The 16,071-nt window shown below is 43.7% G+C and carries 10 protein-coding genes; 4 read left to right on the forward strand and 6 right to left on the reverse strand.

From position 1 onward, the window contains the following. The first annotated feature begins 33 nt into the window (after nt 1–33). Genes msbA through CXF80_RS02160 form a run of 3 tightly spaced genes read left to right on the forward strand, consistent with a single transcriptional unit; the run spans nt 34 to nt 3,026 of the window. Entirely contained in the window at nt 34–1,836 is a 1,803-nt protein-coding gene (gene msbA / locus CXF80_RS02150; protein ID WP_101030789.1) for a lipid A export permease/ATP-binding protein MsbA, read from the forward strand. Nucleotides 1,837–1,852: 16 nt separating this feature from the next. Then, nucleotides 1,853–2,860: a tetraacyldisaccharide 4'-kinase gene (gene lpxK / locus CXF80_RS02155; RefSeq protein WP_101030792.1), complete on the forward strand. Its 1,008-nt coding sequence runs from the start codon at nt 1,853–1,855 to the stop codon at nt 2,858–2,860. Beyond that, entirely contained in the window at nt 2,850–3,026 is a 177-nt protein-coding gene (locus CXF80_RS02160; RefSeq protein WP_101030794.1) for a Trm112 family protein, read from the forward strand. The genes lpxK and CXF80_RS02160 overlap by 11 nt, the downstream gene beginning before the upstream one ends. Nucleotides 3,027–3,476: 450 nt before the next feature. On the opposite strand, the gene CXF80_RS02165 is transcribed toward CXF80_RS02160, so the two are convergent. Further along, complete coding sequence (locus CXF80_RS02165) at nt 3,477–4,361, reverse strand: MBL fold metallo-hydrolase (RefSeq protein ID WP_101030797.1); 885 nt, start codon at nt 4,359–4,361, stop codon at nt 3,477–3,479. 313 nt (nt 4,362–4,674) lie between these two features. Between CXF80_RS02165 and CXF80_RS02170 the strand changes: the two genes are divergently transcribed. Further along, the gene (locus tag CXF80_RS02170; protein ID WP_101030800.1) at nt 4,675–5,355 is read left to right on the forward strand and encodes an SDR family oxidoreductase; all 681 of its coding nucleotides are present in this window, start codon (nt 4,675–4,677) and stop codon (nt 5,353–5,355) included. 158 nt (nt 5,356–5,513) lie between these two features. On the opposite strand, the gene CXF80_RS02175 is transcribed toward CXF80_RS02170, so the two are convergent. The 5 genes from CXF80_RS02175 to CXF80_RS02195 all read right to left on the reverse strand — a co-directional run bounded on the left by CXF80_RS02175 (nt 5,514) and on the right by CXF80_RS02195 (nt 15,778). Continuing rightward, a complete protein-coding gene (locus tag CXF80_RS02175) occupies nt 5,514–8,585 on the reverse strand; it encodes an efflux RND transporter permease subunit (protein ID WP_101030803.1) in 3,072 nt (1,023 codons plus the stop codon). After that, complete coding sequence (locus tag CXF80_RS02180; protein ID WP_101030805.1) at nt 8,582–11,833, reverse strand: efflux RND transporter permease subunit; 3,252 nt, start codon at nt 11,831–11,833, stop codon at nt 8,582–8,584. The genes CXF80_RS02175 and CXF80_RS02180 overlap by 4 nt, the downstream gene beginning before the upstream one ends. A gap of 12 nt (nt 11,834–11,845) precedes the next feature. Continuing rightward, nucleotides 11,846–12,919, reverse strand: coding sequence for an efflux RND transporter periplasmic adaptor subunit (locus CXF80_RS02185; protein ID WP_101030807.1), 1,074 nt, complete (start codon nt 12,917–12,919; stop codon nt 11,846–11,848). Nucleotides 12,920–13,542: 623 nt separating this feature from the next. Continuing rightward, the gene (locus CXF80_RS02190) at nt 13,543–14,370 is read right to left on the reverse strand and encodes a slipin family protein (RefSeq protein ID WP_101030809.1); all 828 of its coding nucleotides are present in this window, start codon (nt 14,368–14,370) and stop codon (nt 13,543–13,545) included. Next, nucleotides 14,351–15,778, reverse strand: a complete 1,428-nt coding sequence (locus tag CXF80_RS02195) for an NfeD family protein (protein ID WP_101030811.1) — start codon at nt 15,776–15,778, stop codon at nt 14,351–14,353. The genes CXF80_RS02190 and CXF80_RS02195 overlap by 20 nt, the downstream gene beginning before the upstream one ends. Between the last annotated feature and the right edge of the window lie 293 nt (nt 15,779–16,071).

The raw sequence follows: 16,071 nt of genomic DNA on the forward strand, positions 1-16,071 counted from the left end.
TCACTTATGTTTGCTAGTTAAGTATTGGATTCAATGTCAGCATCACCTAAAAATGAAATATGGATCGTTTTCAAACGTTTGATGGCCTATATAGTACCAATGAAAGCCATGTTTATTATGGCTGTTCTAGGCCTTATTACCTATGGCGCAGTCGATGCGGCGTTTATTGCATTTATTAAGCCTTTTATTGATGAAGGTTTCAGCCAAACTCCAGCGATAGCTGCTGGTGTCGACTTACCGACACATGGTGGGTTTAACGCCAATAAAGACATTATGTTAATGGCTCCTATTGCGGTTATTGTCATGTTCAGCATACGTGGTGTGGCTAACTTTGTGTCGACCTATTGTGTCTCATACATGAGTGCACAGCTCATCATGGATATGCGCCAACAAGTTTTTGAACATTATCTGCGTTTACCCGTGAGTTATATCGATCGCGAAAATAGTGGTAATTTGATTTCACGTGTCACGTACGATACCGAACAAATTGCTCGTGCATCCGGTAGTGCGTTGATTTCAATTGTCCGTGACAGCATGACCGCGATCGGTATGTTAGGCATTATGTTCTACTATTCGTGGAAATTATCATTGTGCATATTGGTGATAGGCCCAATTATGGGCGTCGTGATCAGTATTGTCAGTAAGCGTTTTCGTAAGGTTTCTAAGCAAATTCAATCTGCAATGGGCGGCGTTACCGCAACCACTGAACAGATGATTAAAGGCCATAAAAACGTGTTGGTGTTTGGTGGCCAAAAAACAGAGGTTGCTCGTTTTTATAAAGTTAACGACCAAAACCGGTATCAAAATATGAAGCTAGCGGTGGCTCAATCAATTAGCCAACCGCTCATTATGGTGATTGGATCTTTTGCTCTGGCTTTTGTACTGTATGCCGCCACTTGGGAGAGCATGAGAACGGATTTAACCGCTGGAACGTTTGCGGCTATTTTAGGTGCCATGTTAGCCATGCTTCAACCGATTAAAAACTTAACCCGTGTTAATGCCGAATTTCAACGAGGCATTGCCGCCTGCACTACAGTGTTTGAATTATTAGACACAGAACCAGAGCCCGACACGGGTGAGTTTAGTATTGATCGTGTTCAAGGTAAGCTGACATTTGAAAATGTCACGTTTACTTATCCAGGCCAAGAAAAGTCCGCCTTAAACAGTATTGATTTTGAAGTTAAACCGGGTAAAACCATTGCATTAGTCGGACGTTCTGGCTCTGGTAAGTCGACCATCGCCAGTTTGATTACCCGTTTTTATAGTGGCTTGTCAACCGGTGATATCCGCCTTGATGACACCAGCATTTACGATTACCAGTTAAAATCATTACGTAATCAAGTGGCTTTAGTGTCGCAACAAGTGACCTTATTTAATGACACTATTGCTAATAATATTGCCTATGCTTACCCAGGAGAAGTGACTCGAGAGCAGATTGTCCATGCCGCTGAACTGGCTTATGCGATGGAGTTTATTGATACCTTGCCACTGGGATTAGACACCCAAGTGGGTGAAAACGGGGTGTTACTTTCAGGCGGTCAACGTCAACGTCTTGCCATTGCTCGTGCTATGTTACGTGATGCGCCAGTGTTAATTTTAGATGAAGCCACATCGGCTTTGGATACCGAGTCTGAAAAAGCGATTCAAAAAGGCCTCGATAATCTTCGACATAACCGTACATCGATTGTGATTGCCCATCGTTTATCCACCATTGAAAGCGCCGATGAAATTTTGGTTATTGATCAAGGTCGAGTTGTTGAACGCGGTAATCACAGTGAATTAATTGCCCAAGCAGGCATTTACGCCAACCTTTACCAGATGCAGTTTAGCCAATAATGATCGGGTGTTTGTGATGCAACAGCTTATTCAGCGCATTTGGTATCAAGGGCACCCAGCCAAGTGGTTATTATTGCCGTTATCTGGGTTATTTTGGTTAATATCCTCTATTCGACGAGGACTGTTTTTGTGTGGGCTTAAACAGGCGCAAGTGTTGCCGGTGCCTGTGATTGTGGTGGGCAATATTACTGCTGGAGGCAGCGGTAAAACCCCAACAGTGATTTATTTAATCGAGTTATTACGCCAACATGGCTATAAACCAGGTGTGATAAGCCGAGGTTATGGGGTTAATATTGACGGTGTTGTTGCCGTTAACATCAATGCCAAAGCAAGTGATGTTGGTGATGAACCCGCTATGATAGTCGCTCGCACTTATGTGCCTATGGTTGTAGGCGCCAACAGAATTGCTGCGGCACAGACGTTATTAGTTGATTTTGATGTGGATGTTATTATCAGTGACGACGGCCTACAGCATTATGCGTTAGGGCGTGATATCGAAATTGCCTTAGTCGATGGTGAGCGACGTTATGGTAATCACTGTTTGTTGCCTGCAGGGCCTTTGCGAGAAGGTTTAGGGCGTTTAAGCTCGGTTGATTTTGTGATCAATAATGGCGGGCCAGCTCAAGATGGTGAAGTGTTGATGACACTTGCTCCTGCACCTCTTTGTCAGGTCGATACTAGCCTACATGATGAATTTACTCAGCAGCACAGTCTTGTTGCTATGGCGGGTATTGGTAATCCGCAACGTTTCTTTAATAGTATTAGTCGGTTAGGCTATAAAGCAGTAAAAACCGTTGAGTTTTCAGACCATCAGGCTTTTGATGAAAAGCAATTAAGTGAGTTATCTGTGCAACATTCATTATTAATGACTGAAAAAGATGCGGTTAAATGTCGCGATTTTGCACAATCAAACTGGTGGTATTTACCTGTAAATGCGAAGCTTAACTCAGAATTTGATCACGCATTGTTGAGCCAATTACAGCAAGTGGCTCAAACTAAAAAAGGACTGTCTCATGGCATTTGATAAAAAATTACTCGAAATTGTGGCCTGCCCGGTATGTAAAGGTAAGCTAGAATATGACAAAGAGTCGCAACAACTGATCTGCAAGTTTGATAAGTTAGCCTATCCTATTACCGAAGGTATTCCGGTATTATTGGAAAATCGTGCAACAGCTTTGGTGACAGAATAACGTACAAGCTGAGTCATTGAGTATTCAGTCATTAATGCGCCCTCAGGGGCGCTTTTTTTGTCTAAAATGGGTGGCGATAATCGACAAGATTTGTTGGTCTTTATACATAGCTTATATCGCGATATTGGACCCAATAAGAGGGGGTTAACCAAGCCATTCATTGTTATCGCTTAGTGGGTGGGGAAGCGAAATGAAAAAAGTGCCGCAGTTTTAGCATCCTGGCAATGGTTCAATTATTTCGCTAGACCTTTTCTAAATATTAGCAGCAAAAATGCAAAGCCAGTCTATTGCGGGTTGTAGCATTTCAGGCCAGCACCTTTAACGATTACAGAATGGATATCTCGTCGTAGAAGACCTTGATGCTGAGAAGAAAAAGCTTGCCTATAAGCGCAAGCTTTTTCTGTAAACAGAGGGGGGATATTTGCTGATAAGCTGAGTTAAGATGCAAATTTAAGGTTTTGTGGCTAAATCTTGGTATAAGGTCTCAATCCACTTATCGGCAGAGATAAACTCCCAGCCCCAATTGGCGTACTTGGGCGGTACACCCTGTTTTTTGATGGTGGCTAAATCGTGACCCATTTCTATTTCACCCCGCATCCAATTAATGCTGTCATCAAGCATATGCTTAAATGTTAACAATGCATTTTTATCGCCTAACGCACCATGACCAGGGATCACTTTGGTCTTGTTGTCCAAACGATTTAATATCATGCTGACGTTTTCCCGATAACCGGTCACTGAACCTCCAGCCGCTAAATCGATGTAGGGAAAACGATCTTTAAAGTATAAATCGCCCATGTGAATAATATTGGCCTTTTCCCAAATAACCACACTATCACCATCAGTATGACCAGGACCTAGGTGGATGACCTCTAACGTATCTTGGTTAAAATGAATTGAGATGTTTTCTGCATAAGTGATAACAGGTAATGCTGACGCGGGTGAACGGCTATCAGCTTTGAGGCGTTTGAGGACATTGTGATGCGCTAAGATAGTGCCTTTTTCACCAAAATGTGCATTGCCGCCAGTATGATCGCCATGATAATGAGTATTGACAATGTATTTGGGCACCCCGGGTTGAATTTGCTTGAGTGCTGCAGTAATTTTATCTGCTAAGGGCGCAAATTGGTCATCAATGATCAATATGCCGTCTTCCCCAGCTGAAACGCCAATATTGCCACCGGCGCCGATAAACATATAAGTATTATTGTCTAGTTTTTGAGATTTAATTATCACATCACTGAATTTATCATCAGCAACGGCTAATGTTTGGGTTAACGCGAGCATAGTTAACGCACTGAGACCGATAATTTGACGTTGAAATCTTAGTTTCATGACTATCCCTTTATTGCTGTCATTGTGATTATTTATTGTGATTATTTATTGTGTTTAATACTGCTTAGCAAAGCAAATTGATCACTTATTGTGCCATGGCGCAATGTTGCGTCAACGGTGTGTTTCAATAGCGCTTGCTATCATTTGACGAAGCGCTCCGTGAGTTGAACTGGAGATTATGTAGCATAACTAATCTCTGTCAGGGGTTAACCACAGTGACTATTTACCCTCCTGCAGTGCTTGGGGCTTGTATTTATAGACAAAATCACCACACTGAGTGTGTTAACTTATTTTACAGTAACAGGAACGTCAGATGATAAAACAAAAAATAGTATTAATTACAGGTGCATCCAGTGGTATCGGTGAAGCCACAGCCAAAGCGTTAGTCAAAAACGGCCACAAGGTGATACTGACTGCCCGCAGACAAGAGAAATTGGATAACTTGGTGGCCATGCTAGGGGAAGATAATGCCCTAGCCGTTGCCGCCGATGCTACCCAATTTGATGCATTAGAAAAGGTCGTGACAGCTGGCATCAACAAGTTTGGCAGACTCGATGTGGCCTTCGCTAACGCAGGCACCGGGGTAACCACTTCGGGTACCGAACAAGGGGATCCAGATGAGTGGTCAAAACTTATCGATATCAACATCAAAGCCATGTTATGGACGGCCAAGTTAACGCTGGCCCACTTACGTGAAACCAAGGGGCATTTTATTTTAACCAGCTCAGTGGCTGGGCGTACGTCACATAAAGGGTCGATTTACGGTGCCAGTAAATGGTTTGCTTATGGCTTTGGCCAGAACTTGGCCGAAGAAATGGCTCAATGGGGCGGACGCTGCACTACCATTGCTCCTGGTATGGTCAACACCCCATTTTTTGATGAGCCTAAACCCGATAAATTAGACCCGGTTGATGTAGCCGAAGCGGTACTTTTTGCTATTGAAGCAGAGCAGCGCTGCAATGTACGTGAAATATTTTTAATGCCAACACATTAATATCGCGGCTATCACGCACCCAGATCGAAGCGAACAGGTGTTCACTATCGGCTCAGCAAAAGACACGTTAGTGGCCATATAACCAGACCACAACAAGATGTGGCAGCAGATACAGGGCTCAATACTGTGCCCTGTTGCCTAATCGCTCAGCCTAGATGCTACTCATTATTAGCCCAAGGTAACAGTTTGTGAGCCAAGGTGTTGGCTACACCTAATCTGATCGCGGCTTTATGGCGCATTATATACAAGGCTTGGTAACACAATGGCACTAAATACAGGCTAGTGACCGTTGAAAAGGTGAGACCACCAATAATGGCAATGGCCATTGGGGAATAAGGAGGCCCACCACCCCCTATTTGGGTGTCTCCTAAGGCTAATGGAACCAACCCCAGTACCGTGGTCGCGACGGTCATTAATACCGGACGTAATCGGGTTATGCACACACTTATAATCGTGTTGCTGAGCTTATCTAAATCGGGTGTCATTTGGTTGATTTGGTCTACCAGAACAATACCGTTATTGACCACTATGCCCATTAAGATGAGTATGCCAATCATTGACATCACCGACATGGGTGTACCGGTTAACCAAAGCGCCCAAAATACGCCAGTAATGGAGAACATTATTGAGGTAATAATAGCCGTCGGTAACACTAGCGACTCAAATAATGCCGCCATGACGATATAGATCATCGCAATAGCCAAAATCATATTCACAGCCATGATTGACTGGTCTTCATCTTGACGTTCAAAGCCACCGCGTAATGAGTAGCCGTAGCCATTAGGAAAATTCACCAAGTCCATCACTTGGGTAATTTCTTTTTGTGCTTCTTCGGTGGTGAGATCTTCAAGATTTGCGCCAATAGATAAAGCCGTTTGGCGGTTAAAATGACGAATAGTATCAAATCGAGGCACCACGGTTGCTTTGGCTAAGCTGTCTAGGGTATAGACTCGGTCACCTTGACGAATAATCGGTAACTGCTTAAGTTTTTCTAACGAATTTTGCCAGCTTTTATCATAGGCCAATTCGATGCGCAGTTCGCCGCTAGGATCATGACGAAATGACCGTAGCTGTGAGCCTCGCAATGCAATGGCAATATTTGTAGCGATATCGCTTAAGGTTAAATCAAGACGAGCGGCCATTTCTCGGTCAATGACCACTACTACTTCTTGTTGGGCACTATTCACTTCAGAACGCACATCCACTAAGCCTTCAATGTTGTCGAGTAATGGCACCACTTGTTCACTCAAAAGAATAAGTTCTGATGCTGAGCGTCCGGTTAAGGTTACGCGAATGCCGCTATTTTCATTACCCCAGCCAAATTGTGGCGTGGCAATCGAAAACTTAGGAAATCCTTCGCGGATCATTTTCTTTAACTCGCCCATGTCAATGGGAATGTCTTTTTGCAATAAAATGGTCGATTGTGCATCTTGTGGGGCGTAGTAACTGTAAACAGTATCAATGTAAAATGCGTCTTTGTTGCTGTATAAATACGCTTCCATGCTGTTAATCATCGCCTCGGTGACCGCTAAATTATGCCGACCTTCTAACTGATAATTAATGTATAAACGGTCATTACCTTCACCATCACCTTGATCTTGTTGCACCATACTTAACGGCAATGCAGTTGAAGCTAATATCACCAAAGCGATAACCCCAGAACGTTTTGGTCGGGTTAAAATCCACCTTAGGCTTCGCTGATAAAAACGCCCTAAGCGATTATTATCATTAGCGGTCTTCACTTCAAAATGAAAGTGATTGAGCATAAGTGGGATAAGGGTTTTGGCAACCAATAATGATGCCGCGAGCGAGATACAAATGGCCACAGCAACATGTTCTAAAAAGATGGTCAGCTGTACTTTAACGCCAAAAATATTCGGTAAAAACACAATCGCTGTGGTTAATGTACCGGCTAAAACCGCCAACGAGACTTTTTCCACGCCGGTTAACACGGCTCGTTGGTTAGCTTTTCTCTGACAGGTGTCGTCAATGTGTGCGGCTTGTTTTTCTTGTAGCACGCTTTCGGTGACCACTACCGCATTGTCAATCAACATGCCGATCGCCAATAATAATCCCATCATCGACAGAATATTCAAGCTGTAGCCTAAAAAGTACATACCCGCCAATGTCATACACAATGAAATTGGCACCGATGAAATAACCACTAAGGTCATTTTAAGGTTACGTAAAAACAGATACAGCACGCCAAATGACAATACCGCGCCCATTAATCCGGACAGCAGTAAGTCTTTCAGTGACGACTTAACGCCATAGGCTTGGTCTTCCATGATAAACAGCTTGATACCATTAAATTGCTGATCTTGCTTAACTTGCTCAATGACTTTTAGGACACGATCTGACACCTCAACTAAATTGGCGCCTGACTCTTTAAAGACATCAATACCCACGGCATATTTTTGATCTAAATGTCGGCCTTCTCTTTTTTCAGGTAGGGCATAGTTCACCTTCGCAATATCTTGCAAACGGATACCCGGCACAATAACCAGATTGTTAATATCATCGATACTGGTAAATTCGCCTTTGGGCGAGACTTGGTACACTCGAGCGTTTTCTCTGAGTGTACCAGCACTGATGACGAAGTTTTCCGCCAGTAAACGGGTGCGTAAATCGACACTGTTGAGGCTTGATGCCGCTAATTTATCGGCATCAAGTCGGATTTCAATCTGCTTTTGTTCAACGCCGTAAAGGGTGACTTTGGATACACCGTCAACTCGCTCAAGTGGCTTACGAAGTTGTTTTTCAAGTAAATCAAATGCATTAGAGAGCTCGCGATCACTTGAAATACGGATTGTCAGCACCGGCATGTCGGCGGTTGAGAATTGTTGGATCATGACGCGTTCAACATCTTTTGGTAATAAATGTCTTACCGAGTCTATTTTTTCACGTGCCTCAAGGCTTTTCATGGCCACTTCTTCACCCCATTTCATATTGAGCTGAATAAAAGCGCCGTCTTGGGTTGAATCAGAGCGCACTTCTTCAATACCGCTCATGGTGGCAAGTGATTCCTCCAGCACCTTGGTGATATCGCGTTCAACTTCTGCTGGGCTGGAGCCTTTGTAAGGCACTTGCACCACGATTTGCGGAATATCAATGCCCGGAAACATTTCCAGTGGCAGCATCCGACTGGCCGCCATACCAAACAGCATAATAGCTAAGAAAAACATACAGGTGGTGACAGGGCGCTTTATCGCCAGTTGAGTGATACTCATGCTAGCGTCTCCGCAGTATTAAGCTCAAGGTCATTTTGGGTATATTGTTTACGGTCAAACAACGCATATAAGGTAGGGATCACCAATAATGTGAGTAAAGTCGACATGCTTAAGCCGAAAATTACTGTAATGGCCATCGGTGCGCGAACCTCACTGCCGTCGCCAATACCTATTGCCATCGGCAATAAACCTAAGGTGGTTGTCAGCGTGGTCATCATGATAGGGCGCAAGCGAGATTGCGCAGCTTCATTGATGGCGCTCAACTTATCCTTGCCTTCTCGGCGTAATTGATTGATACGGTCGACCAATACAATCGCATTATTGACCACAATACCTGCCAACATAATTAAGCCAATAAACACCACCACACTTAAATGGGTGCCGGTAATAAATAAGCCAATAATGCTACCTGCAACGGCCATCGGCACTGCAATCAAAATTAATAGCGGGTGTAGCAAGGATTCAAACTGGCTTGCCATCACTAAGTACACTAAGAAAATGGCCAAAACGAGGGCTATTTTCAACGATTCAAAAGATTGTTCCATTTCTTCATTTTGGCCGCCGAACCTGGCTTGAATTGAGCTAGGGAATTGCTGTTTAGCCAGTATCTGCTGGGCTTGGAGCACGGCTTCGCTTAAATCACCGTAGGCCAAGTTAGATGACACGATGGCAACGCGTTGTTGACTGATACGATTAATTGCCGAAGGACCAATTTGTAAGTCAATGGTGGCGATGGCACTTAATGGAATAGGCTGCGCACTATTTGGGTTAATGATTAACGATTCAATGTCGCTGATTTGATCGCGTTCACTTAATTCACTACGGACTAATATATCAACTTTACGATCGCGCACCGTGAACTGGCTGGCAATAGTGCCGCCTACTCGTTGAGCAATACGGTTAGCGACAGTCGGTGCATCCATGCCTAACGCTGCGAGGCGGGCATGATCAAAGCGAATGCTGATCTCTGGCTGGCCATCACGAAGAGTGGTATTGATGTCACTAAAGCGGTCTGATTCTGACAAGGCATTAACCAGTCGGTCCGCGGTTTGTTTAAGTTGAACCAAATCATAGCCCGACAACTCAATTTCAAGTGGGGTTTTAAAGCTGAATAATTCAGGATGTTCAATCTGAGCCTCTAGCTCAGGGATATTTCTTGCGGTATTGCGCAGTACCTGACTAACCGTATTAAAGGCTAAAGGATCCGCTAACACCACTTGTAATCGGCCCCAGTTTTCACCGCCTCTGGCGGTGTCCGATGTCATTAAGCCACCGCTACCCGCTTGACTATAGGCGTGTTTAACATCGTCACGGTCTTTAATCGCTAGGGCTAACTGTTGTAATACGGCATCGGTTTCACTGACTTCAGTACCAGGAGGCAGTAAAATTTCAACATAAAATTCGCCTTGATTCATCGGTGGAATTAATTCTACACCTAACTTAGGCAGTAAACTGCTTGAAGCCAAGGTCATCACTAAAGCGATCACTAGGGTTAACACTTGGTGCCGCAGGGCATGGCGAAGTACGCGGTAATAGAACGATTCCACTATACGATATAGGACGTTAAATCCAGCGCAAATGGGTTTTAGCAGCAAGCCAAAAACGCTACTAACAAAACGGCTTATAACAATCGTTGCGGTTAACAAACCAGCGGGTAAATAGCTAAACAGTAACTTAAAAGGAAACTGCAACACTGCCAATAAGTAATAGGCTATTAATCCTTTACGGGTGGTCGGTTTAGGCATCGCGGTCACTTCAACCGGTTGTGGCAGGCTGGTAAAACCTTGACGTGAAGCCAACATAGGAATGGCGGTTAAGGCAACAAATAATGAGGCGAGTAGGGCAAAGGTGACGGTGAGCGCTTGATCGGCAAATAAGGCGCCTGCTATCCCGTCGACAAACACTAATGGCACAAATACCGCAAGTGTTGTCAGGGTTGAAGCAAAAATGGCGCCAGAGACTTCTTTACAGCCGGTGACGGCAGCCTCAATTTTACTCATGCCTTGAGATTTATAACGGTCAATGTTCTCTAATACCACGATGGCATTGTCCACCAATAAACCAATGGCTAACGCAATACCGCCTAGGGACATGATGTTTAAGCTGATATCGGCAAAATACATCATATTAAAAGTGGCGATAACCGAAAAGGGGATCGAAATAGAAATTATGAGGGTGGCAATAATATCACGTAAAAACAGGTAAATAACCAGCATGGCCAGCAAGCTGCCAAATAATGCGGCTGAGGTAACTTCATTTACTGCACTTTCAATAAATTCAGATTGGTCATAAATAATTTCTAATTGATTACTTTCATCCGTTTGGTTCATTTTGTCGAGTTCGGTTCGAAGCTTGTTCGCCACTGCAACGGTATTGGCATCACCTTCTTTATAAATAGCGAGTTCAATCGATTCAACTTCGCCAATACGGGTAATATCACTGCGTTCTTTATAGGCATCGCTGATCACCGCAATATCAGACAATCTAACTAAGGTTTGGCCATTTCGATAGACAATGACCTGACCTAATTCATCTAATGAATTGAATTGATTTAAGGTTCTGACTAAATATTCTTTATCGCCCTGGATCACTTTACCCGCAGAAAGGTTAATGTTTTCTTCGTTAATTCGGCGTTTAATGTGGTCAGCATTAAGATTGAGCTGGCTTAATCTTCGTTGATTTAATTCAATGTGAACTTCTTGCTCTAACCCTCCAGAGAGCCTCACTGCGGCAACACCAGATAAGGCTTCTAAGCGGCGTTTTAACTCTTCATCTGCAAAGGTACGCATTTGCTTTAACTGCTCCGCATCTGCATTGGGCACTGAAAATGCTAAGCGCATGATGGGATCAAGATTGGGGTTAAAACGCAATAGTAATGGTTTGTTTATGTCTAATGGCAGCTCAATGGTGTCGATTTTTTCGCGTACTTCAAGGCTTGCCATGTCCATATTGGTGCCCCACTCAAACTCGAGCACCACATCAGACATGCCTGAACGAGAAATTGAGCTAATTTTGCGTAAGCCTTTAACCACACCAACGGCTTCTTCAATCGGTTTTGACACCAGCTGTTCAATTTCAACGGGGGCGGCACCGTCATAGGCAGTGCGAATAGTCACGCTGGGATAGCTTAAATCGGGTAATAGTTTTACCGCGAGGCGAGAAAACCCCACCATACCAAACAGCATCACAGCTAACATGAACATCCACACCGTGACGGGACGGTTAACAGAAGTATTGATTATCGACATTATCCAGCTCCGTTATCGAATAGCAGCGAAGCTAAGTGGGGTAATAATCTCTACCAATGATTGATCTTTAAGATTTTGCTGGCCGCGGATGACTATTTGTTCGCCAGCTTCAACACCAAATAAAATTTCAACAGTGTTATTTTCACGAAAGCCCAAGCTGACTTCGCGTCGCTGTGCTTTAGTGTCTTTTATCACATATAAAGCTTGAGTATTGTCTTGGTTGATTAATGCGTTATAAGGCACGGTAAGCACATCGAGGTGAGTGTCGTATTTCAGTTCAACACGCGTAAACATACCTGCTTTTAATTTTGCATCTTGATTTGGCACGGCTAATGTCACTTTAAAGGTGCCGCTTTGAGCATCTACAATGGGACTAATACGCAGTACTTTTGCGTCGATAATATCGGATTTAGTACCCTGATGTTGTTGAATAATACTCGCTTGTTGACCCACTCGTAAACTGGCAAGTTGTTGTTCTGGTAAGTGCAATATGCCGTGAAGTTGGTCTTGATTGACAACATAAAATAGCTCTTGAAACTCTTTCGCCATATTGCCCGTTTTAACATAACGCTCGGCAATAACGCCATTAATGGGCGAGGTGATTTGGCTTTCTTTGACTTGCAGCTCGGCTAAGTCGCGCTGTGCTTTCGCCGCTTGTAGATTGAACTCGAGCTTGGCCATTTGATCTTGGCTAATAAACTCTTTGTTGTTCATTTTGTTTAAACGATTTAATTCTTGCTGAATAATTTGCACTTCGGCTTCAGAGCGATTGAAATCATAACGTTGACGCTTGGCATCAATGACCGCAAGTATTTGTCCTTTGGTAACCCGATCGCCTTCTTCAACGTTAATCTTTTCGATGATCCCAGCAATGCGGCTCATCACATGGGACTCTTCAGGTGCTTCAAGTGTAGCGGTCGTGCTGTAGAAAGAGGATACATTGCCTGTGGTGACTACAGCGGTTTCAACCGGAATCGCAAATTTTTCATCTTCTTTTGCTTGTTCTGCTTCGCCGCTGCAACCACTTAATACTGCAATACAAAGTAAAGGAATTGCCATTTTCTTCATGCTGATGAACCTATCCATGGGGTACCTGCTAGTGTTAAAATTTGTGAATAAAGCTAAATTATAAAAATTAACTTAAGGCGTAATTGTTAGAGTCTTACCTGTGTTTGTGTTTACGTCACGTTAACTTTTGTAACTAATGTTAATTTCTAGTTATAAAGCATGAAGTGTGCCATTATTTAAAGTTGTCATATAACAGAGACTTACTTAATCACTGAGTCAGAGGTGGACTTTTTAACCATCATTTGTAGTCAAAATCTGTATAAAGTAGTGTGATTGGCTAAATTGAACATCAGAGGCTAATACCGAGAGTCCTTATGGGTTGTGTTCAACTTTTTGTGACACTTCTTTAAAATAAACAATAAGAAATGACTTATGACGACGTCTACATTTGATATCAATGCAGCCATTCAAGCATTACAGAGGAATTGCTGAGTTTTTAGTAATATCGATAGGGATATGCACTTGTATTGGTGGTGAGCCCTTTGTTTAGCCATTTGTTTAGTGCTAGCTAGGTAAGACAGATTATTCTGTCTTACCGTCCCCGAGCACACCATTTAATCGTTTCATAAGCAGGGCGCGCTGGTGTTGGTGTCGAGTTGTTTATTTAGGCCATTGTTTAGTCCTAGCTAGGTAGAGAAAAGTTATTCTTTCTGCTTTGGCTGCTTTGGCTGCTTTGGCTGCTTTGGCTTGATGGCTTTTTCTGTTTTACCGTCACCCATCACCCCTTTTAATAGTTCCATAGGCAAAGGAAATAGTATGGTCGAATTCTTTTCTCCGGCAATGTCTGTCAGGGTTTGTAGGTAACGCAGTAAGATAGCATTTGGTTCAATCGCTAAAGTCTTAGCGGCTTCGACCAATTTGGCAGACGCCTCCATTTCGCCAGATGCATGAATGACCTTGGCACGTCTGGTGCGCTCAGCTTCGGCCTGGCGCGCGATGGCTCGCACCATAGTTTCATTGAGATCTACGTGCTTGATTTCAACATTGGAGACTTTTATACCCCAGCCATCGGTGCGAGTATCTAAAATACTCTGAATGTCGGTGTTGAGCATGTCTCGGTTGGCGAGCATTTCATCGAGTTCATGTTGTCCAAGGACTGAACGCAGCGTCGTCTGAGCCAGTTGTGAGGTGGCTTGCAGGAAATCTTCCACATTAATAATGGCTTTTTGGGCATCAATAACCCGAAAATAGATCACCGCATTGACCTTAACCGAGACGTTGTCGCGACTGATCACATCCTGAGTGGGAACATCCATCACCACGGTGCGTAAATCGACCCGTACCATCTGTTGGATAAAGGGTATAACTATGATAAGTCCTGGGCCTTTGACCTTATAAAAGCGTCCTAGCATGAAAATCACGCCACGCTGATATTCTAGCAAAATTTTGAAAGTACTAAATAACACCACCAAGATGAGAAACATCAAGGCAACGAAAAAAAGGTTGCTATTATAGGCTAGATTTTCCATCTGTGTTTTCCTCTGTTTTAGGTTCAATGCTAGGCTCTGTGTCGCTTAGGGCTTTGATTGTTAAGGTGAGATCATCTCTTGCTATTACCTGTACTTTCTGTGAGTCCTTTGTGGGGGTATCGCAGATTGCCGCCCAAGTTTCCCCTTCTAGTAGGACAAATCCTGTACGTTCGAAACCCGCAATAACGTGAGCTTGTGCTCCTAAAATGGCGTCATCGCCGCTTACCGGTTTTTGATGTCGACTCTTCCACAGGGTCGACAGCACCCAGAGGCTAAATAGCGTGATAGTGACAGTGACCGCAGCGATAAGAGGTAAGGAAATAGTGAATTCACTCTCCGTATCCAGTAAGAATATGGAGCCAAGAGCGAACGCCAAAGCACCGCCTAGGCCGAAGACCCCAAAGCTTGGCACCATGGACTCAGCAATTAATAATACTATCCCCAAAATCATCAGCCCCAGTCCTGCATAGTTGATAGGCAGGAGCTGAAATGCGTACAGAGCAACCAGCAAGGCAATCCCGCCCGCCACTCCCGCGATGCCTATGCCTGGGTTAAAAAATTCCAGTATCAGGCCATAAATACCTATTAACATCAAAATATAGGCAATGTTAGGGTTAGTAATAGTGGCAATAAACTTGTTACGCCAATCTCTTTGATGTTCAACCAGAGTGGCTTGGTCTAGGTTCAGTGTTAAGGTCTGCCCTTCTTGCTTTAAAGGCCAGCCATTGAGTTTTGCCAGCAGACTTGGCGCATCTTTGGCTATAAGGTCTATCACCTGACTGTCTAGTGCCTCTTCTGAGGTTAGGGTGGCAGCGTCCTTGACCGCCAATTCAGCCCAGGCTTGATTTCGCCCCCTTAACTGAGCTAATGAGCGTATATAGGCGATGGCATCGTTTAGTATTTTTCGCTCCATCGCGCTGCCATCATTTGGCTGAGCTTCTGAGTTATCATCTGGTTTAGCAGGGGCCTGAGGCATGCCCATTTGCACTGGGGTTGCTGCCCCTAAGGTGGTAGCCGGCGCCATAGACGCAATATGGCAGGCATAGAGTAAATAGGTGCCTGCACTCATGGCTCTGGCACCCGTTGGCGCAACGAGGCAAGCGATGGGAATGGTTGAAGCCAATATTGCCTGATTGATATCCCTAAGACTTGAAACCAAACCGCCAGGGGTGTCCAAAATTATCATTATCAGGGGAGGGCGCTGACGTTCAGGCAGTTGATTAGCAGCAGTGATTTCTTTGACCAAATATTCACTCACAGCAGGACCCATAGCGCCTTCAAACCTTAGAATCGGCACGTTTTGATTGCTGGCATCGGGAGATGAGGCCGTCTCATTTTGACCATAACAGAAGGTTGAAATAGTAAACAAACCGCAACAAATGATTAAGCGCACGTAGAGTGAGATCATTCTAGCTCCTTAATTTGAGTATTGGTTATATTTTAGCCTAATTATATGATCTGGAAAGGAAGGGCCAATATGTTCTTTGAAATAGTGCCATTACACTCGCTCTGACAACAAACTTATTCTGCAATTAAATTATTTTTAACGGCCTTAAGTTATTGTTATTGTTATTGTTATTGTTATTGTTATTGTTATTTTAGTTTTTGTTTGTATTTTTAGTGGTATTTCTGAGTGTATATCATGGGCCAAAGTGGGTTTGGTTTTTATTATAGAGGGCTTTAAACTAGTGCTACAGATAT

Source organism: Shewanella sp. Actino-trap-3, assembly GCF_002836275.1.
GTDB classification, from domain to species: domain Bacteria; phylum Pseudomonadota; class Gammaproteobacteria; order Enterobacterales; family Shewanellaceae; genus Shewanella; species Shewanella psychromarinicola.

Bases quoted from the DNA above. Each gene is read 5' to 3' on its own strand.
- msbA (WP_101030789.1), top strand. From the start codon at position 34: ATGTCAGCATCACCTAAAAATGAAATATGGATCGTTTTCAAACGTTTG.
- lpxK (WP_101030792.1), top strand. From the start codon at position 1,853: ATGCAACAGCTTATTCAGCGCATTTGGTATCAAGGGCACCCAGCCAAG.
- CXF80_RS02160 (WP_101030794.1), top strand. From the start codon at position 2,850: ATGGCATTTGATAAAAAATTACTCGAAATTGTGGCCTGCCCGGTATGT.
- CXF80_RS02165 (WP_101030797.1), bottom strand. From the start codon at position 4,361: ATGAAACTAAGATTTCAACGTCAAATTATCGGTCTCAGTGCGTTAACT.
- CXF80_RS02170 (WP_101030800.1), top strand. From the start codon at position 4,675: ATGATAAAACAAAAAATAGTATTAATTACAGGTGCATCCAGTGGTATC.
- CXF80_RS02175 (WP_101030803.1), bottom strand. From the start codon at position 8,585: ATGAGTATCACTCAACTGGCGATAAAGCGCCCTGTCACCACCTGTATG.
- CXF80_RS02180 (WP_101030805.1), bottom strand. From the start codon at position 11,833: ATGTCGATAATCAATACTTCTGTTAACCGTCCCGTCACGGTGTGGATG.
- CXF80_RS02185 (WP_101030807.1), bottom strand. From the start codon at position 12,919: ATGGATAGGTTCATCAGCATGAAGAAAATGGCAATTCCTTTACTTTGT.
- CXF80_RS02190 (WP_101030809.1), bottom strand. From the start codon at position 14,370: ATGGAAAATCTAGCCTATAATAGCAACCTTTTTTTCGTTGCCTTGATG.
- CXF80_RS02195 (WP_101030811.1), bottom strand. From the start codon at position 15,778: ATGATCTCACTCTACGTGCGCTTAATCATTTGTTGCGGTTTGTTTACT.